Origin of the sequence: Hymenobacter siberiensis (genome assembly GCF_018967845.1) — a bacterium.
Classification (GTDB): Bacteria; Bacteroidota; Bacteroidia; order Cytophagales; family Hymenobacteraceae; genus Hymenobacter; species Hymenobacter siberiensis.
On sequence record NZ_JAHLZZ010000001.1, the window covers coordinates 3,879,375 to 3,897,149 of the forward strand.

Sequence of the window (17,775 nt, forward strand, 5' to 3'; positions counted from 1 at the left end):
AAAGATGACGTTTAAAACACTCCGAATATCCCTACCCGGGCTACTCCCCGGCGGGTGGCCCGGCCCCCGCCCCGGCGCGCTAGGCCGGGGGCCGGGCGCTGGCTTCCAGGTGCCATCCCAGCAGGGTCAGCACGCCGGCCAGCAGCACCGAAAACAGGAGCAGCAGCGGTTGCATAAGCGGCAGAATTTAGCGTGATGGGACCGGGGTTAGGAGGCGCGGGCAAGCAGTCAAATGTCAAGTAATAAACCCGGCACCGCCATGATGTCAATCGCCTTATTGCATGATTTTTATCACCAGGCCATCGGGCTCGAAATACGAATTCCGGCTCAGGGCCGCAGGCCAAACAGGGCCTGGCGCAGGGATTCGTCGCGGTGGTACACATCGACCAGGAAGCGAAGCTGGCCGTTCTCGGCGGTGCAGATGGCATAGCGCACGTAGAGCGGCAGAGGCCGGCTCAGGCGCACATAGCGCGAGCGCGGCATGCGGGCACATTCGTCTTCGGTGGGCAGCTGCACGGGGCGGCCTTCGCGGCGCAGCAGGTAGGCGGCCAGCAGCATGGGGTTCTGCAGGCGAATGCAGCCGTGGCTGAGCGCGCGGCGGCTGGCCTTGAACAGGGCCCGCGCCGGCGTATCGTGCACGTAGATGGCGTACGGATTGGCAAAGCGAAACACAATGTTGCCCAACGCATTATCGCAGCAGGGCGACTGCCGGATGGTGTAACTGAAGTTCTCTTTCGTGACGCGGCTCCAGTTGATGTGCCAGGGGTTGCGCCCCCGGCCCTGGGCATCGGTGAGGCGGTAGTTGTTGCGGTACAGATAGCCGGGGTCCTTCTTCAGACGGGGCAGCATTTCCTGAGTGGCAATGGAATGCGGCACATGCCAGTCGGGCGCCAGCGTGAAGTGGCTGAGGCGGCTGCTGAGCGTGGGCGTTTCGGGCTTGCCTACCACCACGCGGTGGCGGCGCTGCACCGAGTCGCGGGCAATTACCTCCAGCTCGTAGGCGGGCAGGTTGATGAGGATGTATTCGGGTTCCGGAATGCCATCCCAGCGCCAGCGTTCCAGGTTCAGGGCCACCAGCTCGTACTGCGTCTGGTGCCGGGCCGCCGAGTCGGGCAGCACGGGGGCAGCCAGCCACTGCGCCAGGGCCTGCTGCAGCTGCCGGTACTCGCGGTTGGCGGGCTGGCTGGCCAGCAGGGCCGCGGGCACATTGTGGCCGGCAAGGGCGGCGCGCAGCACTGGGCCCGGCTGCCCGGCCGGCCCGGCAGCCCGCTCCCCCCCCCGACACCGTGTAGGGCCGCAGCCGCCCACGCCGCAAATCGCGCACAAAAGCCAGCACCGCATCGCTGAGGTACACATCGAGGCGGGCCTGCCGGGCAGCGGCCGGACGCCGAGCGCGGCCCAGCGAATCGCGCAGGGCCAGCAGCTGGCCCAGGTGGTAGTCGGCGGGGCTCAGGCCGTACTCGGCGGCGCGGGCCAGCAGGGCCAGAGCGGCACTCATGTTGAGGCTGTCGGGCGCGGTGCCCCAGGCCGGGGCGCAGTCGGGGCCGTAAAACGCCCGCAGGGCGGCTCCGGCCTGCAGGCCCCGCTGCTCATCGGCGGCGCGTTGGCTGCCGGCCACCGTGGTATCGAGCAGGGCCTGAATGTATGAGCCCACGGGCTCGGTGGGCAGTGGGCTGGCGGGGTTGATGGCGGCCGAAGTCGGGGCCGGGACCTACCAGCCGGACGCGGAGCCGCTCCCCGGGGCCATAAGGACCAGGCACAGGCAAACCGGCATGAGGCGAAGAGCAGCCATCAGCAGCAGACTTAATTCATTATAACAGTTATTAATATATATATCTTCACTAAATTCATCCTCTCCCTTTTGGGACGGGGGCCGAAGCTGTAGAAGCTGTTTAGAAAGTCCCCGAACGGTCATGCTGCGCTGCGCGCTGCATGACCGTTCGGGGACTTTTTGTGATTTTCTATAAACAACTCCGTAAATAAGGCCAGCTGCTCGCCGCGAAACATGATAAAAATCAAGTGGTTTTACTAACGTATGCCAGTTGACCCGCGCAGTGCAGGTCGGTTCTTTGCTTTGCGCACTCTCACCAGCCTCTCCTCATCATGACCGCCTCCCTGCTTGTTCTCACCGACTTTTTTCAGGCCGCCAACCGGGCGCTGGACTATGCCACTGACCTGGCCCGGCCCCTCCATGCCCGGCTGGTGCTGCTGAACGTGCGCCGCGACTCCGTGCTGGACCCGGAGCGCCTCACGGGCGATTTTTCCGACCTGAGCAAGGAAGCCGTGGCGCTGGCCCTGAGCAGTGTGGCGCGTGGCCTGCCTGTGCCCGTGGTGTCCGAAGTAGGCTACGGCCGCGTGGAGGTGGCCGTGGCCGATGCCGTGGCCCGGCACCACCCCACCCTGATAGTACTGGGCCGCCCCGACCACTCAGACCTGCCCGATGAGCTGGTGCAAACCACCTCGCTGGAGCTGCTGCGCCACGCCCCCTACCCCATGCTGGTGGTGCCCTACCTGGTGAGCAGCACGGCCCCGCCCCGGCGCGTGCTGATGGCTGTGGATGGGGAGCCCTTCAACCTGGGCGCGCACGCCGGCACCATGCAGCAGCTCTTCAAGGCACTGGAGGCCGAAGTGACCGTGCTGAACGTATCGGCCGGCCACCACGAGCAGGACCTCGCCGCCCTGGAATCGGTGCGGCAAACCGGCCTGCTGGTCGACCTGGCCCCGCCCCACGCCCGCACCGTGACCAGCGCCAGCGCGGCCCGGGGCATTATGCAGGTGGCCCAGCCCCATGACTTCGATTTGCTGGTGGTGATTGCCCGTGAGCGCAGCTTTCTGGGCAAGCTTTTTCATAATAGCGTGACGGCCCAGCTCGCGCTGGACAGCGCGTTGCCCATCCTGATACTGCCGGCCCGGTAGGCACAGCGGCACCTTGCGGGCGCGAGGCACGTAGCTTGCGGCTGAACCTTGCCCGCGTAGCACCTCCCCATGCCCGCCCTCCCGCCCGCCCTTCGCAAAGCCCTGCTGCAGCTGCCGCAGAAAGAAAAGGACCAGCTCCTGGCCCGCCTCGTGGCCCAAGATGCCGTGCTGACCGAACAGCTGGCCTTCCGGCTGCTAGAGGGCCCCGAGGCGCTGGCAACCCGCCGCGCCGCCCTGCGCACCCAGGTCGACGACCCGGTGCGGGACTTCCACCAAACGCCCAACGACCTGCTCGTTATCCTGCGGCAGCTCCAGACGCGGCTGGCCTACCACGCCAAAATAACCGATGATGCTTTTGGCGAGGCCGAGCTCAGATGGCGGCTGCTGGCCAACGTGTTACGGCACCAGACGGCCAGCACGGCGCGCCTGCATGGCCCCACCCAGCCCCTGCTTCAGCACCTGGCCAAACGCACCCAGGAGGCCTTGCGCCAAACCACCCGCCTGCACGAAGACTTCCACCTGGAACTGGCCGAAACCGCCAACGCGGTGCTGGCCGCCCTGTGGCAGTCGGGCGCGGCCCCACTAGCGCGGGAGCTGGGCCTGCCCCGCATTATGGATGGCTAATTAACTGATTTTCAAAGCAACCGAAACACGATGGGCATGGTCATGCTCACCCACACGGGCTGGCCGTGGACCTTGCCGAGCGTCCACCAAGGCATGAGGCGCACGAGGCGCAGGGCTTCTGCGTCGAGGCCGCTGCCCAGGCCGCGCACTACGTGCGGGTCGTGCAGGTGGCCGGCGGGGTCTACGGTGAAGGCGACGTGGACTTTGCCAGACAAACCACGGTCGAGGGCGGCGGCGGGGCATTGCACCTTGCTGCTCAGGAACTTCACCAGCGCCGCGTCGCCGCCGGGGAAGCTCGGCATTTCCTCGGCCGTGAAATAGACGGTGGGAGCCGCCGGGGCGGCGGCGGCGCTGCCTTCGGCCTGGGCCACCGCCACTACCGAAGCCGTCTGGGCCTGAGCAAGGCCGCTCGCCGCCACCATCAGGCCAACCACAAAAGCGCAACGGTAATGCATGAGGGGTCGGGCTAAAGTTCTATGCCACAAAGCTACCTGGCCTTGTTGCGGGCGCAGCGGCCGGAGAATTATCCTTTTGTTGTGGTAATGTTGGCAACATAACCGGGGGCGGGACGGCGGCCCTGGGCGGCATCTTTTCGGGGCTGAAAGCAGTACAACACCCAACTGTCCTGCCGCTTACTTCGCCGCCCATGGTCCCCTCCCCTACTTCCGACGCTTGTGCTCCGCGCGACCCGCAGCTTTCGGCTCCCAACCTGCGCCTGGCCCTTGATGAGCTGGATGCCAAAATCAAGACCCTGCACAACCGCGCCCACGCCACGGCCGCCGGCTCCGCCAATACCTACGAGGCCCACGCCACCGCCCTCGAAGCCAAGCGCGCCCGCCTGGCAGCGCAGCTTACGCAGGCCGACACTCCGACCTCCGGCTCCGAGCACGGCACCTGGCAGCAGCTGCGGCAGGATATCGAAAATCTGGGCCACGACGTACAAGCCCTATTATAGCTATCTGCTGCTGGTTAGCCACTTACTTGCTCCTCAATCACTTCCCGAGCAACTTATTTGCTCTGTCCTTCACTGTCTTTTTTTACCATCATGCACAAGTTTTTTTTCTGCTGTTCCTGGGCCTCGGCCTGAGCCTGACCATTCCGGCCACCGCGCAGTCGCGCCCCAAGTTGAAAGCCCGGCGCGCCTTTTCCCACACCTCGGAATCGGGCCAGGGCAAAAACAACAAAATCCAGTTTCGCCGCGAGAGCAACCGCCCGGTTATCGACATGAAGCCCCACAAGCTGGAGTCCTTCAAAACGGCCAAATCGCCTAAGCCCTACAAGTACTACAACCCGCGTTAGCACCGCGCAGCCCTATCCTGCCAAGCCCGCCGCTTCTGCTGAAGCGACGGGCTTGCTTTTTACGGGTCTGCCGATAATCCAACCCGCGTAATCAATACGTAAGCTCTTATCTTTAACTGCGATATCACTGCAAGGCTTTTACCTGATGAAAAACACGTTACGTGCATTATTTTTCTTCTTATTAATTGGATTGGGGCAGGCGGCTACGGCCGTGGCCACGCCGCCCACCATTCCTGGCCGGCTGGTGCTGAAGCTGCGGCCCGGCCAGGCCCCGGCGGCTCTTGAGGCCGCGCTGAATGCGCTGAGCGCCCACGGCCTGCGGCAGAAATTTCCCCACACCCAGGCCCCTAGTCCCGAGCGGCCCGGCAGCGTGGACCTGCGGCGGATTTACCAGGTTGAGCTGCCCGCCGCCACGCCGTTCGACCGGGCCCGGGCCGTGCTGCTGGGCACCGGGGCCGTGGAGTACGTGGAGCCGCTTTATACCCGCGAGCCGCTATACCAGCCCAACGACCCCCGGGCCGACTCTACGCTCACCAGCCTCGCAGCCAGTCAGTTCTACCTGAAGCAAATTCACGCTTACCGCGCCTGGGATGTTACCCGGGGCGACAGCAGCATCGTCATCGGCATCACCGATGGCGGCGTGCGCCTCACCCACGAGGACCTGCGCCAGCAGCTGAAGCACAACTACGCCGACCCTATAAACGGCCTCGACGACGACGGCGACGGCTACGTGGACAACTTCACCGGCTGGGACCTGGCCAACAACGACAACGACTGCGGCTACGACATCACCATCATCCACGGCTCGATGGTGGCCGGGGTGGCCGCCGCCCGCACCGACAACGGCCTCGGCATTGCCGGCCTGGGCAACCAGTGCCGGTTTCTACCCCTGAACATTTATCCCAACACGCCCACCGGCTCTTTTGCCGGGTTCGAGGCCGTGGTGTATGCCGCCGACCACGGCTGTCAGGTCATCAACATGAGCTGGGGCGCAATAGGTGGCTACTCGCGCTTCGAGCAGGATGCCATCACGTACGCAGCCGTGAACCGCGACGCCGTGGTGGTAGCCGCCGCCGGCAATACCAACGCCGACGTGCTCTTTTACCCCGCTTCCTACGACCATGTGCTGTCGGTATCCGGGGTGCAAAGCACGGACCAGAAAAGCGGCAGCGGCACGTTCAACCACCGCGTCGATTTGGTGGCCCCGGGCATCAGCATCCTCACCACGCAGGGCTACCACACGGTATCGGCGAGCGGCGTGGCCGATGCCGATTACGTGGCCGTGGGCGGCACCTCGTTTGCCGCGCCGCTGGCGGCGGCGGCGGCGGCGCTGGTGCGGTGGCGATTCCCGCAGCTCACGGCCGCCCAGGTAAGGGCGCGCCTGCGCCAGACCACCGACAATATCGACGCCCTGCCCGCCAACGCGGCCTGGGCCGGCCGCCTCGGCACCGGCCGCCTCAACGTGCTGCGCGCCCTCACCGAAAGCCCGAAGGAGGCCCGCGTCATCGCCAGCACGTTCCTACCCGCCCGGCCCGCCTATGCCCCCGCCGACACCCTGCGCCTGGCCGTGGACGTGCAGAATATGCTACTGCCGGTGGCCGGGCTCACGGTCACGCTCACTTCGCTCTCGCCCTACCTCACGGTGCGGCAGGGCAGCTTTGTGGTGGGCAACATGGCCACGCTGGCCCGCGCCACCAACTTCAGCGCGCCCTTCCGGCTGGCGGTGGCGGCCAGCGGTATTCCGCTCAATGCCACGGCCACGCTGCGCTACCGCATCACGGCCGCCGGCGGCTTTCAGTACGACCAATACGTGGACCTGATGCTGAACCCCGACTACGTGGTGCTCGATGCCAACGATTTGAATATCACGCTCACCAGCCGGGGCAATCTGGCCTTCGATAACCTCATCGGCACCGTGGGCGCAGGCCTGAGCTACCGCGCCGGTGGCAATATCCTGAGCGAAGGCGGCCTGCTATTGGCCACCACGCCCACCCGGGTATCGGACCGGCTGCGCAGCAGCGGCGGGCAGTCGCGGCAGTCGTTTTTCAGCCTGCGCCAGGCTACCCGTCAGCAGCCCGGCCCCCGCACCGACCAGGAAGCCCGCATCGCCTTTCAGGACACCATTCCGGTGGCCGGCAGCCGCGTGCGGAGCGTGGGCGTGGCCGTGCGCCAGCGCGCCTACGCCTGGACCACGCCCGGCCGCCGCGATTTCGTGGTGCTGGAATATTCGCTCAAAAACCTCACCGCCGATACGCTCAAGCCCCTCTACGCCGGCATTTTTGCCGATTGGGACCTGCCCAATTCCAACGGCGCGGCCCGCAACGCCGCCGCCTACGACAGCGCCCGCGCCCTGGGCTACTGCTACGCGCTGGCCGGCCCGGCTGGCACCCCCGCCCCCATGGCCTACGCGGGCATCCGGCTGCTGCGCGGCGGCGCGCCGGCCGTGTATTCCATTGACGGCGGCGCGCCCGCCGGCGCCCCCATCCGCCTGGCCGACGGCTTTTCATTGGCCGAAAAATTCCTGGCCCTGAGCAGCGGCACCGCCCGCGCCCAGCGCACCGCCGGCCTGCCCAACGGGGCCGATGTATCGCAGGTAGTGGGCACCCGGCTGGCCCGGCTGGCCCCCGGCGACTCTACCACCGTGGCCTTTGCCGTGCTGGCCGCGCCCACGCTGGCGCAGCTCCAAGCCTCGGCCGATGCGGCGGCCACGGCTTATGCCACCGTGCTACCCACGCGCTCGGCAGCTTTGGCAAACAACACATTCCGAGTGTATCCAAACCCCACCAGCCAGCGCCTCACCGTGGTGCTGCCGGCCGTAGCGCCCGCCACGCAGGCCACCCTACTCGACCTCACCGGCCGCGCCGTGCGCCGCTGGGCCCTGCCCACCCAGCAGGCCGAGGCTACCTTCGACCTGAGCGCGATAGCCGCCGGCGTGTACGTGCTGCGCATTCCCGGCACAGCCGGCACCTATCAGCAGAAAGTGGTGATAACCCGTTAGTGGCACTTACCAGAATTGCCCAAAGGCCCTTCATATGCCCATCCGCATGCTGAAGGGCCTTTTTTTGGCTTGAGCCGAAAGCAGTTCGTACCGCCTGCCGCAATTGCACTGCATTACCGCCGCCGGGAGCATACATAGTGATTAATGGGTGCTTCGCCGGGGAATATCAGCTATCCAGCGGTTTAGTGCAATCTGGCGCACCTGGCGCGCTAGGTTTGTGGTGCATCTCGGCTCCCGCTTACGCCATCAGTAGCTTACCCGCGCAATTATTTTCCAGCCCATTGCGGCACGCGGCAGGGACTAGCTGACCGGCCCCGGACAACCAAGCAATAGCAGCTGCCGGGTGCTAAAAAGCGGAGCAACAATAAACCAGTCAGACAATACAAGCATAACAATATTTAGCTGTCTTAGTGAAAAAAGTCGCTCCCATAAATTACTAAATAAATTAGTCGGGCATTTTCCACTATCCTAACTATTACACAACTATCTTCCGCTGAACACGTTACATGATTCATGATATAATCATATTGAAAATATGAAATCACCTAACTCCTCATCAAAAAAGCCTAAATAAAATACTTTCCAAATTTTTTAGCTTACTGTAATAATTGTATCTTTGGGTATGTCAAACGTCAAACTCCCTACGCCGCTGCCCTTGCAGCAATTTGCCCGTTGCGTGAACGACGCGCAACGTCCGGCCGACTACGTTGGCGACTGGCCTGAGGCCGGCCGCGTGTACGCCGTGCGCGTGTTGCCGCATGTGCGCACGGGCCAGCCGCAGGTGCACGTCCTTGGTTTCTATGCCGAGCGTCCTTACGGGGCTTTTGCCGCCCACCGCTTCGAGCAGGTGGCGGATGTATGGTTGAACTAGGCCGCGCCGGCCGTTCGCCCGATGGTTTCATCCCTTAAGACCCCGCTGGCTTCATCGCCGGCGGGGTCGGTTTGTTTGGGGGGGGGGGAATGCCCGGCACGCCAGCGGCCTTGGCTTCTGTTGCTGCTGGTTGAATTCCGACCCTAAAACGGCTTAAAAACGGGAAACGAGCAACCAAAAACAAGCAACCAGAAATCGAGTACTTAACAGCAATTACTCAAATCGCCCGATTCCCGTTCGTGTGGATAGGGTCATTGCACCAAATGCGTAGTTAGCATTTTCTGGTTGAGCTTAAAAAAACATGTGTCGATTGCTGAATCGGAAAGCCCTTTACAGCGCCAGGATTCGGTGAAATGATTTACTGGCTGCTCAAATAGTTACAACAGCCTCCTCACAACTTGCCTTGTTCAAAGTATGCTATTGGTCAATGCGTTGTAAATATTAGCTCAACTATAGCAACGCTAACTGTGCATTTGGTGCAATGGCCCTATTCGTGTGGACGCTGGTGCCACTGACCGCGAGAAGGGCGTTGATTAGCATAAAATACTAGCTTGGGAAAAAAGATTACCTACATTGTCGGGCTTATCCCTGCCATCTTTCTTCCTTTCCCAGTATGCGTTTTTATACCCTGGGCCTCTGGCTGCTGTGCCTGAGCCTGTTTATTATCCCTCGCGCTGACTACGCGCAAACCCCACCAGCCAAGCCCGCCGCGACGGTTATCAAAGACTCGGCACGCACCCTGGGCCTGAGCACCGACATGGGCCGGCTGCAGCGCCTCGACTCGCTGCGCCGCCAGAACACGGCCCAGTTGGCCCAGCTGCAACAGGAGCTGCTGGGGCTAAAAAGTGGGCCCAACCGCTCGCGCGAGCGCGAGCTGCTCACCCAATTCCAGGCGCTGCGCACCGTCGACTCGATGCGGCAGGTGCGGGCCCACCGCTACATCGACTCGCTCAAGCAGTTTGCCCGGGGCTACCCGGTGGTGGCCCATGCCGATACGCTGTTCTACGTATATACCCGGTTCGGGCCGTTCCGGCCGGAGGAGCGGGCCGCGCTTACGACCAGCAAAATTCTGGAGCTGGAGAAACAGGCCTTCTTCCGGCCCGACTCGCTACGACTGGTCCCCTCGGAGCAAACCGTGGATTTGATGTATGCCGACCGCGTGCTGCAAAGCGTGAGCGACAACGACGCGCTGTGGCAAAACGTGAGCAAGGACTCGCTGGCCCGCCAGCACCAGCAAGCCATTATCCGGGCCATCACGGCCTACCAAAAGGCCAATAGCGTGAAGACCTACCTGCGACAGGCGGGGCTCACGCTACTCGTGCTGCTGGTGTTCTTCTTTGCCGTTAAGTACATCAACAGGCTGTTTGGCTGGGTGCAGGGCAAGCTGGTGGCCCGCAAGGGCACCTGGTTTACGGGCATGAAGATGGGCACCTACGAGTTTTTCAATGCCGACTGGCAGCTCAATGCCGTGCTACTGCTGCTCACCATTCTGCAGTGGACCGTAATTCTGCTCACTATTTACCTGGTGCTGCCCATCGTATTCAGCATTTTTCCCGGCACCCAGAACATTGCCGATATGCTGGTGGGCTACGTACTGAACCCGGTGCGAAAGATTCTGCACTCGGTCTGGAACTACCTGCCCAATCTGTTCACCATCATTGTGATAGTGGCGGTGTTTCGCTACGTGCTCAAGTTCATCTATTCGCTGAAAGAAGGCATCCGGCAGGGCACGCTCACCATCGACGGCTTTTACCCTGACTGGGCCGACCCGACCTATCAGATTGTGCGGGTGCTGGTGTTTGCCTTTGCGCTGGTAGTGGTTTTCCCTTACCTGCCGGGGTCCGATTCGCCTATTTTTCAGGGAGTATCAGTGTTTCTGGGCTTTTTACTCACCTTCGGCTCGGCCGGCTCGCTCTCCAACGTGGTGGCCGGGCTGGTGCTGACGTACATGCGGGCCTTTAAAATCGGGGACCGGGTGAAAATCGGCGATGTGACCGGCGACGTGCTCGAAAAAACCCTGCTCGTAACGCGCATCCGCACCGTCAAAAACGAGGAAATTACTATCCCGAATTCTACGGTGATGAGCTCGCACACCACCAACTACAGCACGGCCGCCCCCACCCGCGGCCTGATTCTGCACACCACCATTACCATCGGCTACGATGTGCCCTGGAAGCAGGTGCACGCCCTGATGCTGGCCGCCGCCGCCCAGGTGGAGGAGCTGCTGCCCGACCCGGCCCCCTTCATCCTGCAAACCAGCCTCGACGATTTCTACGTGAGCTACCAGCTCAATGCCTACACCCGCGCCGCCGGGGCGCAGGCGGGCATCTACTCGCGCATTCACCAGAATATCCAGGACCAGTTCAACGCGGCCGGGGTCGAAATTATGTCGCCCCACTACCGCGCCGCCCGCGACGGCAACCAGACCACCATCCCGGCCAGCTACCTGCCCGCCGACTACGTGGCGCCGAGCTTCCGGGTAGAGCCGCTGCCTACCGGCGGGCCGGCCGTCCACTAGCTGCGGAACCACCAGCCTAGGCCGTGGCGGAGGTGAGCAGGCCACCTTCTTCGCGCCCCGCGCCCAGGGCGGCCAGCGTGAGCGGGCCGGGCTCGGTGTAGCTCAGGCGGGCGGTGTGGCCGGCGGCTCGCAGGTCCTGGAGCAGCGCCGGGCCATCGGCTTCGGGCGTAAAGACATCGGCGGTAGTGGCCACCACCTGCACCGGGCGCAGCGGCAAGCCCGCAAGCAAATTGCGCCGGTCGGGCAGCGGGGGAAACACGGCCGCGTACAGAACCAGCCGCTGGTAGGCCATATTGCTTTCGGCCAGCCAATGGCAGGCCACCACCGCGCCGTGCCCGTAGGCCAGTACCGTAACGGGGGTACCGGCCGGGCAGGCGGCCAGCGTTTGAGCGGCCAGAGCTTGCAGGTAGGTGGCCGAATCGGCCAGGTCATCCGCTATCGAGTTGGGGGCAAACCACATGGCGCGGTCCGACGCGGGCTGGTCGGACCCGTCGGGCAGCGTGTAGCGCGAAAGCGCCTCGGGCAGGATGAGCAGCCGTTCCGGGGTATCGAGGTTCACGAGCTGCGCGGCCAGCTCCGCCACGGGCTGGTCGTGGTCGTGCAGGCATATCCAGACGTGCTGAATGGCTGGCCCCGGCTCGCCCAGGCTAAAAAAACGAGCGGTGCGGGGAGTGATGATGGTTGCGGGCTGCATTAGAAGCAAAATAGCGGGACAAGACGGGGAAAACGGCGCGCGAAACAACGCACCCGGCCAAACAAGAGCAACAAAGAACGGTGATGCTCATCTGCGGCCCACGGAACCGGCCGCACCAATCAGCTACCGGCCGTAGATGAGGAAAATACCTTTGTCGGAAGGCGTCCAGAGGCAGGCGCGCTGGCCGCTGGCTTTCAGGGCATTGTTGGTCCAGGTGTTGCAAGTATAGAGGAAGCTGTACACGCGGTGGGCCTCGTAGAAAGCATCATCCGGACCGTAGCTGTGGCCGGCGATGTGCTGGGTGCGGCCGGCGACATCGAGGGCGAAGCTACGCTGGATGTAGGCAATCAGGCGGGCATATTCGGCGTGGCTGAGGTGCAGCGGGATGGTTTCGGGGCCGGGCGCGAGGCTGTGAAAGTAGGTGGTGTGCATGGCCGACGAGCCCAGCCAGAACGCCGCCACGAAGGCCGTGCTCACCTTGAGGTCGGCCCAGGTAGGCGTATCGAGGTAAAATCCTTTATCGCCCCACCCGAAGGCGATATAGCGCATGGTGCTGTCCTGCGAGGGAATATTGGCGATGGGCAGCGACTGGCCCCAGTCAATCTGGTTGGTTTTGATGGGGAGCACGATGTCGGTGTGCACGCCGTTGGTGCGCAGAAAAACCGTGACGTCGGCCGGAGCGTTGGAGTCGGCCTTGGGCACCGGAATGGCCGACAGCACCAGCGCCGACCCCACATAAAGCGCCGCGACGCCTATGATGCCGCCAACGGTATAGGCGTTTAATTTCAGCGTTTTGCGAAGCTTAAGCGGCATAGATTGGGGTAAGCGGATTTATTGAGCAGTGCCCACGCGCTGGCTGTCGCGGGTATTTTTCTGCACGGCAATGGCCGCAAACATGCTCAGCAGAAACGACATGGCGTAGAGGCCTTTTTTGCTCAGGATGAGCGTGGCGTTCCACAGGCCCACGCTGAGCAGCAGAATGCACAGTACGGTAGAAAACCAGCTCAGGCCGTAATAAATGTTGGTTACGAGAATGCCTTCGAGACGGTCGCGCACGCTTTTTTACAGGGAAATGGCCGAAAACAGGCCGTACATCAGCACCATGAAGTAGTAGCCTTTCTCGTTCAGGGGCATGGCAGCGTTCCAGAGGCCGATGATGAAGGCGGCTAGCCCAGCCAGCAGGGCTGCCCAGAAAGCGGCGATGAAGGCATTGGACGGTTGCGGCTGGGGGTTCATAGGTGGGTGGAAATGGTTGAATTTTGCGCCGCCAAGTATGGCAGAAACAGGGAAAGCCACGGGCCGGCGGCAACCGGCCGCCGCCAGTACTTTTGCCTGGCCGCCGCCACCTGCGGCGCTCCTCCCCTCGCTTTCCATGTGGACTTCAACCTCCGAGCGGCTGGCCGCCCTCGACGCCGAGTGGCGGCAGCCCCCGGCCCGCTTTCGCAACTTTCCGCTTATTGCCCGCTACCACGCAGCGGTGCAGGCCGAGCCCGCCTACCACCGCCTCGACCAGCAAACCTGGACCGACCTGAACGGCGACGAGCTGTTCACGCTCCTCGACGGCACCGTGAGCCGCGTGGGCCAGCAGTGCCTCTACCACCGCCTGCGCAGCCCCCTGGCCGATGCAACGGCCCTGCGGGAGTTCGACAAAGCAGCTACGTTTTTCGCCACCCAGACCCCTGAGCGCGGCCGGGCGCAGCTGGCTCTCAGCCGCCTCGCCTCTACCGAAGCCTACTACCTGACCGACCTGCTGGCCGGCGATGCCCTGCCCGAGCTGTCCTGGACGGCCACCGCCCCGGCGCTGGTACTGCTGCTGCTGGCCACGGCCGTGGGCGGCTTTTGGGAGCCGGCGCTGTGGCTGCTCACGGCGGGACAGCTGCTGGTGCACACGCTGCTGCATTTCTGGAACCGGACGCGGGTGGTGGCCGGCGTGCGGCCCATGCTGCAATTGGGCAGCCTCTACCGCGCCGGGCGCGACCTGGGCCGCCTGAGCCTGCCCCTGGAGCCCCTGGCTGGGCTGGCCGCGCCGCTGGGCCGGCTGAGCTCCATTGTGAGTAAGGCAGCTTTTTTACAGTTTGAGGGCCAGCTGCAGTCCGACCTGGCGGCCCTGCCGTGGCTGATACTGCAATACGTGAAGATTGTGCTGCTGCTCGATTTCATCGTATACCACCGCTGCCGGCGCGACGTGATGCAGCACGCCGAGGCCATCCGGGCCGTGTATGAGGCAGTGGGCTACGCCGATTGCGCGGTAGCAGTAGCCGGGTTTCGAGCGAGATACGCACACTGCGCCCCGGTTTTTTCAACGGAAGAAACCGGCCTGCACCTCACGGCGGCCTACAACCCGCTGGTGCCCGGCTGCGTGCCCAACGACCTGGCCGTAACCGAGGCCAGCATCCTGCTCACAGGCTCCAATATGTCGGGCAAAACCACCTTTATGCGTACCATCGGCCTCAATACCCTGCTGGCCCAAACCATTGCTACCTGTCCGGCGGCGGCCTACGCGGCCCCATTCCGGCGGGTAGTATCCAGCATCAACCTGGCCGATAACCTACCCGAGGGCAAGAGCTATTATTTCGCCGAGGCCGAGGCCGTGCTGGGCTTTATTCAGCAGACCGAAGCCGAGGGCTACCTGTTTATTCTCGATGAGCTGTTTAAGGGCACCAATACCGTGGAGCGCATTGCGGCCACGCAGGCGGTGCTGGCGCACCTGCAATCGCGCAGCCTGGTGGTGGCCTCCACGCACGACGGCGAGCTGGGCGCACTCCTGGCCCCGGCTTTCACCGAATACCACTTCTCCGAAACCGTGACCGAGGCCGACTGGTACTTCGACTACGAGCTCAAGCCCGGCCCGCTCACCACCCGCAACGCTATCCGGCTGCTGGCCCGGGCGGGCTACCCGGCCAGCATCGTGCAGCAGGCCCTGGCCCTGAGCCGCACCCTGGATGCGGCCGGTGCCGCAGCCCCGGGCACAGCCGCCGGCTAAATTAAATCGCAGTACCAGAAGCCGGTATCGAACGGGCTAGGGTCGGAGGCGGCGGGGGCGCAGTCGTAGTCGGCCGCGTCGGTAGGCTGGGGCGCGGGCGCGAGGTATTTGCGGTACACGATTTCGCCCTTCTCGAAGGGAATGGGCTGGCTGAACAGCGGGCCATCGAACACGAAGGTGTGGAATTCGCCGTTTTCGCCGCAGGGGTCCACATTGGCGGGCAGGTCGCGCAGGAATTCCTCGTCAATGATGCGGCCCACGAAGCGCTGGTCCAGGAATTTCTCGTTGACGCAGGTGGTGATGGTTTTGAAGCCCAGGCCGATAAACTCGCGGATAAGCTCGCCCGTGGGCACGCCCCAGAGCGGAAAAACGGCCTGCATGCCCAGCTCGGCTAGCTTGGTTTCGCGGTACTGCCGCAGGTCTTCCAGGAAAATATCGCCGAAGATGGAGGCCGTGGCCCCGGCACTTTGGAGCTCGTGCATAGTACTGGCCATCAGCTGCTCGTAGGCAGCCATGGTGGGGGTTTCGGGCAGCTGAAGCTTGCGGCAAGGCAGCCCGAGGGCGGCCGTCTGCCGGTCGAGCAGGGCCGTGCGTACGCCGTGCATGGAAATGCGCTGGTAAGGCTCGCTGATGGTGGTGAGCAGCGTTTGCACCGCGTAGTGCCCGCTTTGCAGCGTTTTGTAGAGCGCGAGCGCCGAGTCTTTGCCCCCGCTCCAGTTAAAAATGGCCGATTGTTGCATGTGCCGGCAAAGTAACCAAGTGCCGGGCATTCGGCGGGTTCAGGGCCGCACGGTTCGGCTGGGCAGGCGGGCGCTGCACCCCAACAGGCCTAAACGACAACTTTTTTGGCTTTCCCGACGAACACCCTGCCTATGCATTTTACCGTCATCACCCCCACCCACCAGCGCCGGGAGCTATTGCCCGAGGCCGTGGCCAGCGTACGCGCCAACATCAGCGCCCCGCTCAACTTCTCCTTCGAACACCTGATTTACGACAGCGGCTCGCGCGATGGCACGGCCGCCTACCTGCGCGAGGCCGCCGCCCAGCCCGGCCCGCCGCTGCGCCACTGGCACTCGCCCAGCCGCCAGCTGGCCGGCGCGGCCCGCAACGCCCTCATCCGGGAAGCCGCGCCCGATGCCTGGGTTGTGCCCCTCGATGACGACGACATCATGCTCCAGCGCACCCTGTACCACTACGCCGCCCACATTCAGGCCCACCCCGACCGGCCATGGCTCGTGGCCGATTTCCTGCGCGTGGATGAATCCGGCCGCTACCTGCCCCACGAGGACTACTACGCCTGGCAGTTTGAAACGCCCACGGCCATGCTGCAAGCCATTTTCCGGGCCGAGCATTTCATCCAGGGCAACGTGTGCTACAGCCGGGCTTTTGTAGACGAGGTGGGCGGCTACGACGGCGAGCTGGCCATGGCCGAGGACCTCGACCTTTACGTGCGCTTCCTGCTGGCCGGGCAGCTGCCGGTGGTGTGCCCGCACATCAGCCACCTGCACCGCTTCCACGCCCGCAACGTGAGCATTGGGGTAGATGCCGGGAAGCACAACGCCGATTTGCAGGTGATTTACGAAAAATACGCGCCGCAGCTGCGGGCGCTGGGCATTGCCGCACCAGGGAAGTAGCGCCGGCCTTATTTTTGGGCTTTTGCCCGCCCCATGGCCGTCCCCGAAACTGCCGCCGCCCCCGAAGTATACGCCATCCCGGCCGCGTACCGGAAGATGGAAAACACGCACATCCTGTTCTGGCTGCTGAAGGATATTGCCTGGTGCATGGTGTGGCGGCCACTGGGCCTGCTCATGGTGGTGCCCACGCTGGGCATTGCCCTGGTCATTGCCTGGCGCACCCGCGCCTACGCCTCGGAGCTGGCTCACAACCTAGCCATCGTATTCTGGATTACGGCCAATTCCTACTGGATGACCAGCGAGTTTTTTGGGTTCGATACCGTGCAGGTGGCTCCGCACGTCACGGGCAAGCACTTGGCGCTGGTGCCGTTTCTCATCGGGCTGGGCATTCTGCTGTATTATTACCTGGTGCAGAAGCCCCGCGAAACGCGGGCCAGCCAGGTAGCTACCTTGTAGCGCAAGCTGTAACGTTCGCGCTACGGCCCTTTTCCCTTTTCCGAATGAACTCCGAAGAACAGCAAGCCCGCATCGAGCTTCGTGCCTGGCAGCTGAAAATGCAGCGGTCGCCGTCGTTTCTCAACAACTTTGCCCGGCGCGTGCAGGTGCGGCTCAATGCCTTTTTGCCCGAGCGTGTGCACCAGGCCATCACGGCCGCCATCCGGCAAATGGTGCGCGGCGTGCTCTTCGGCTCGCAGCACACCACCGGCAAACTGCTGGCCAACGCCACCTTTGCGCAGCGCGAAACCGCCGTGCGCAGCCAGATTCGCAACTACCGCACCATGGCCACCGCCGAAGGTGCCGTGACCGGTGCGGGCGGCTTCCTGCTCGGCCTGGCCGATTTTCCGCTGCTGCTCGGCATCAAGCTCAAGCTGCTCTTCGACGTGGCCGCCGCCTACGGCTACGACGTGCACGACTACACCGAGCGCCTTTACGTGCTCTACGTGTTCCAGCTGGCCTTCAGCAGCCAGCACACCCGCAACGCCACCTACCACCGCCTCGCCACCTGGGACGCCTACCGCCTCACCCTGCCCCTCAACCCCGAGGAATTCGACTGGCGCACTTTTCAACAGGAATACCGCGACTACATCGACCTCGCCAAAATGGCCCAGCTCCTGCCCTTCGTGGGGGCCGCCGTGGGGGCCGTGGCCAACTACAAGCTCATCGCGCAGCTGGGACACACGGCCCAGAACTGCTACCGGATGCGGTATTTTACGGCCCGGCAACTGGAGTAGCTTAAG

Annotated in this window: 16 protein-coding genes and 2 pseudogenes; 11 read left to right on the forward strand and 7 right to left on the reverse strand. The window is 63.7% G+C overall.

Features of this window, described 5'->3' with window-relative positions:
- Positions 1 to 327: 327 nt before the first annotated feature.
- Positions 328 to 1,206 (reverse strand): L,D-transpeptidase family protein, encoded by an 879-nt coding sequence (locus tag KQ661_RS16910; RefSeq protein ID WP_216727561.1) that lies wholly within the window; start codon positions 1,204 to 1,206, stop codon positions 328 to 330.
- Positions 1,207 to 1,339: 133 nt separating this feature from the next.
- Positions 1,340 to 1,654 (reverse strand): annotated as a pseudogene (locus KQ661_RS23120) (L,D-transpeptidase scaffold domain-containing protein); the annotation flags it as partial.
- A gap of 449 nt (positions 1,655 to 2,103) precedes the next feature.
- On the opposite strand from KQ661_RS23120, the gene KQ661_RS16920 reads away from it, so the two are divergent.
- Positions 2,104 to 2,916, forward strand: a complete 813-nt coding sequence (locus tag KQ661_RS16920; RefSeq protein WP_216727563.1) for a universal stress protein — start codon at positions 2,104 to 2,106, stop codon at positions 2,914 to 2,916.
- A 69-nt stretch (positions 2,917 to 2,985) separates the two neighbouring features.
- A complete protein-coding gene (locus KQ661_RS16925; protein WP_216727564.1) occupies positions 2,986 to 3,540 on the forward strand; it encodes a hypothetical protein in 555 nt (184 codons plus the stop codon).
- An 11-nt stretch (positions 3,541 to 3,551) separates the two neighbouring features.
- Here the strand turns inward: KQ661_RS16925 and KQ661_RS16930 are convergent, their stop codons facing one another.
- Positions 3,552 to 3,995, reverse strand: coding sequence for an energy transducer TonB (locus KQ661_RS16930; protein ID WP_216689404.1), 444 nt, complete (start codon positions 3,993 to 3,995; stop codon positions 3,552 to 3,554).
- A gap of 191 nt (positions 3,996 to 4,186) precedes the next feature.
- Here KQ661_RS16930 and KQ661_RS16935 point away from each other — a divergent pair, with 191 nt between their 5' ends.
- The 5 genes from KQ661_RS16935 (at position 4,187) to KQ661_RS16955 (ending at position 11,226) form a co-directional block, all read left to right on the forward strand.
- Entirely contained in the window at positions 4,187 to 4,495 is a 309-nt protein-coding gene (locus KQ661_RS16935; protein ID WP_216689405.1) for a hypothetical protein, read from the forward strand.
- A 26-nt stretch (positions 4,496 to 4,521) separates the two neighbouring features.
- A complete protein-coding gene (locus tag KQ661_RS16940; protein WP_216689406.1) occupies positions 4,522 to 4,839 on the forward strand; it encodes a hypothetical protein in 318 nt (105 codons plus the stop codon).
- 190 nt (positions 4,840 to 5,029) lie between these two features.
- Complete coding sequence (locus KQ661_RS16945; RefSeq protein ID WP_216727565.1) at positions 5,030 to 7,837, forward strand: S8 family peptidase; 2,808 nt, start codon at positions 5,030 to 5,032, stop codon at positions 7,835 to 7,837.
- A 622-nt stretch (positions 7,838 to 8,459) separates the two neighbouring features.
- The gene (locus KQ661_RS16950) at positions 8,460 to 8,708 is read left to right on the forward strand and encodes a hypothetical protein (protein ID WP_168673872.1); all 249 of its coding nucleotides are present in this window, start codon (positions 8,460 to 8,462) and stop codon (positions 8,706 to 8,708) included.
- A 613-nt stretch (positions 8,709 to 9,321) separates the two neighbouring features.
- Positions 9,322 to 11,226 carry a mechanosensitive ion channel family protein gene (locus tag KQ661_RS16955; protein ID WP_216689408.1) on the forward strand — a complete coding sequence of 635 codons (1,905 nt, stop codon included), beginning with the start codon at positions 9,322 to 9,324 and terminating at the stop codon, positions 11,224 to 11,226.
- A gap of 16 nt (positions 11,227 to 11,242) precedes the next feature.
- Here the strand turns inward: KQ661_RS16955 and KQ661_RS16960 are convergent, their stop codons facing one another.
- The 3 genes and pseudogenes from KQ661_RS16960 to yiaA form a co-directional block, all read right to left on the reverse strand.
- Positions 11,243 to 11,920 carry a hypothetical protein gene (locus KQ661_RS16960; protein WP_216689409.1) on the reverse strand — a complete coding sequence of 226 codons (678 nt, stop codon included), beginning with the start codon at positions 11,918 to 11,920 and terminating at the stop codon, positions 11,243 to 11,245.
- Between the two features lie 123 nt (positions 11,921 to 12,043).
- Positions 12,044 to 12,733 carry a TIGR02117 family protein gene (locus KQ661_RS16965; RefSeq protein ID WP_216689410.1) on the reverse strand — a complete coding sequence of 230 codons (690 nt, stop codon included), beginning with the start codon at positions 12,731 to 12,733 and terminating at the stop codon, positions 12,044 to 12,046.
- Between the two features lie 18 nt (positions 12,734 to 12,751).
- Positions 12,752 to 13,156, reverse strand: a pseudogene (yiaA, locus tag KQ661_RS16970) (inner membrane protein YiaA).
- A gap of 136 nt (positions 13,157 to 13,292) precedes the next feature.
- Between yiaA and KQ661_RS16975 the strand changes: the two are divergent.
- Positions 13,293 to 14,903 carry a MutS-related protein gene (locus tag KQ661_RS16975; RefSeq protein ID WP_216689411.1) on the forward strand — a complete coding sequence of 537 codons (1,611 nt, stop codon included), beginning with the start codon at positions 13,293 to 13,295 and terminating at the stop codon, positions 14,901 to 14,903.
- On the opposite strand, the gene KQ661_RS16980 is transcribed toward KQ661_RS16975, so the two are convergent.
- Positions 14,900 to 15,643, reverse strand: coding sequence for a Dph6-related ATP pyrophosphatase (locus tag KQ661_RS16980; protein ID WP_216689412.1), 744 nt, complete (start codon positions 15,641 to 15,643; stop codon positions 14,900 to 14,902). The two genes, KQ661_RS16975 and KQ661_RS16980, sit on opposite strands and share 4 nt — an antisense overlap.
- A 132-nt stretch (positions 15,644 to 15,775) precedes the next feature.
- On the opposite strand from KQ661_RS16980, the gene KQ661_RS16985 reads away from it, so the two are divergent.
- The 3 genes from KQ661_RS16985 to KQ661_RS16995 are packed head-to-tail and all read left to right on the forward strand — an operon-like array spanning position 15,776 to position 17,769.
- Positions 15,776 to 16,537, forward strand: a complete 762-nt coding sequence (locus KQ661_RS16985; protein WP_216689414.1) for a glycosyltransferase family 2 protein — start codon at positions 15,776 to 15,778, stop codon at positions 16,535 to 16,537.
- A 33-nt stretch (positions 16,538 to 16,570) separates the two neighbouring features.
- Positions 16,571 to 16,993: a hypothetical protein gene (locus KQ661_RS16990; RefSeq protein ID WP_216689416.1), complete on the forward strand. Its 423-nt coding sequence runs from the start codon at positions 16,571 to 16,573 to the stop codon at positions 16,991 to 16,993.
- Positions 16,994 to 17,037: 44 nt separating this feature from the next.
- On the forward strand, positions 17,038 to 17,769 hold the full coding sequence (locus KQ661_RS16995) for an EcsC family protein (protein ID WP_216689418.1): 732 nt from the start codon (positions 17,038 to 17,040) through the stop codon (positions 17,767 to 17,769).
- Positions 17,770 to 17,775 lie beyond the last annotated feature (6 nt).

Bases quoted from the DNA above. Each gene is read 5' to 3' on its own strand.
- KQ661_RS16975 (WP_216689411.1), top strand. From the start codon at position 13,293: ATGTGGACTTCAACCTCCGAGCGGCTGGCCGCCCTCGACGCCGAGTGG.
- KQ661_RS16985 (WP_216689414.1), top strand. From the start codon at position 15,776: ATGCATTTTACCGTCATCACCCCCACCCACCAGCGCCGGGAGCTATTG.
- KQ661_RS16965 (WP_216689410.1), bottom strand. From the start codon at position 12,733: ATGCCGCTTAAGCTTCGCAAAACGCTGAAATTAAACGCCTATACCGTT.
- KQ661_RS16950 (WP_168673872.1), top strand. From the start codon at position 8,460: ATGTCAAACGTCAAACTCCCTACGCCGCTGCCCTTGCAGCAATTTGCC.
- KQ661_RS16920 (WP_216727563.1), top strand. From the start codon at position 2,104: ATGACCGCCTCCCTGCTTGTTCTCACCGACTTTTTTCAGGCCGCCAAC.
- KQ661_RS16990 (WP_216689416.1), top strand. From the start codon at position 16,571: ATGGCCGTCCCCGAAACTGCCGCCGCCCCCGAAGTATACGCCATCCCG.
- KQ661_RS16960 (WP_216689409.1), bottom strand. From the start codon at position 11,920: ATGCAGCCCGCAACCATCATCACTCCCCGCACCGCTCGTTTTTTTAGC.
- KQ661_RS16935 (WP_216689405.1), top strand. From the start codon at position 4,187: ATGGTCCCCTCCCCTACTTCCGACGCTTGTGCTCCGCGCGACCCGCAG.
- KQ661_RS16930 (WP_216689404.1), bottom strand. From the start codon at position 3,995: ATGCATTACCGTTGCGCTTTTGTGGTTGGCCTGATGGTGGCGGCGAGC.
- KQ661_RS16995 (WP_216689418.1), top strand. From the start codon at position 17,038: ATGAACTCCGAAGAACAGCAAGCCCGCATCGAGCTTCGTGCCTGGCAG.
- KQ661_RS16980 (WP_216689412.1), bottom strand. From the start codon at position 15,643: ATGCAACAATCGGCCATTTTTAACTGGAGCGGGGGCAAAGACTCGGCG.
- KQ661_RS16955 (WP_216689408.1), top strand. From the start codon at position 9,322: ATGCGTTTTTATACCCTGGGCCTCTGGCTGCTGTGCCTGAGCCTGTTT.
- KQ661_RS16925 (WP_216727564.1), top strand. From the start codon at position 2,986: ATGCCCGCCCTCCCGCCCGCCCTTCGCAAAGCCCTGCTGCAGCTGCCG.